1 pseudogene is annotated in these 1272 nt (G+C 43.6%); it reads left to right on the top strand.

Going from position 1 to position 1272, the window contains the following annotated elements:
* Positions 1-1272 (top strand): annotated as a pseudogene (locus tag VXQ92_RS18720) (ribonuclease E/G); the annotation flags it as partial.

The following is a 1272-nucleotide window of genomic DNA, read 5'->3' as shown; positions in this document are numbered from 1 at the left end:
ATGAAAAACGCCATAGTCTGGTGTATTTAGAGCAAACTTCTGGTGTACGTGTGACTGTATTGCCACACCCGCACTTAGAAACTCCACATTACGAAATTGCATATAACCCAGATGGCTTTGCTCCATCTAGCTATGAACGTACAGAAGCAACACGTTCTAGCGAGAAAGAGTTAGGTTATGAGTCTTCTGAATGGCATTTAGAAGAAGCAGATCATGGCCATGCTCATGTAACTGCTACAGCTTCAACTCATGCTGCGGCTCAGAAAAAAGCAAATCATGCAACTCAACCTGTAGCACAACCTTCTGCTCAAAAAGCAGCAAGCCCTTGTGCATGGTTAGAAAACCTGTTTGTTCAAAAACAAGCGCAAACAGTTGATCAATCTCGTTCAGCACAAAATGCTGCTGCTGCGATTGAGCAAATGGTGAATACAGGCGCAGTAAGCCGCGGACAGTTCGGTCAAGTAGCCGTACCTGCTGTTGCAGAAGTTGCGCCAGTTCAATCAAATAACGCTTATATTTCACAATCACCTGTGAAACAAGACGTTCGTGAACATGTTGAAAAAGATGATAAATCTCAGCAACAACGTCAGAACAACAAAAAGCGTAAACATAAAGAGCAACGTGAACAACATCACCAATCACATGAACAGCAACATCAAGTTCATGAAGAAGTGGTTCAATTGTCACGCCAAGAACAACGTGAGTTAAAACGTCAGCAAAAACGTCAACAGCAGCAAGATCAGCAACATCAAAATAATGATGTACAACACACTGAAAATGCTGTGCCACGTCGTGACCGTAATAATCAACAACGTCCAAACCGTCCAAATCGCCACCGCGATCCAAGTGTATTAAATGAAAATCAAAATACACCGGTTGTTGTTGATGAAAAACAAATTAAGGTTGATGTGATTGATGCACCTAAGCATGATGTCATGAACACTGCTTTAATCATCAATGTTGATCAAGGTCAAAGTGAGATTGTTGCACTTACACCTGAGCGTCGTCACGTTGAGCGAGTTGAAACGACTTCTACTGAAGTTGCTCAAGAGCCAACTCCAGCTCCTGTTGTAGCCGAGAAAGCTGCTGTAGTTGAAACCAAAGAAGAAGCTCAGCCAAGCCAAGAAGCTGCTCAGCCACAAATCAAACGTGCTAGCAATGACCCTCGTATGCGTCGTCGTCAGCAACGTGAGGCTAAACACGCTAAGGCAGCTACGCCATCTATTGCGCCATCGCAAATTCCAACTTTGGCACAACACACAATCGGTAGTT

It is taken from the genome of Acinetobacter sp. 228, assembly GCF_048147885.1.
This window is presented reverse-complemented; position numbering and strand designations above follow the sequence as displayed.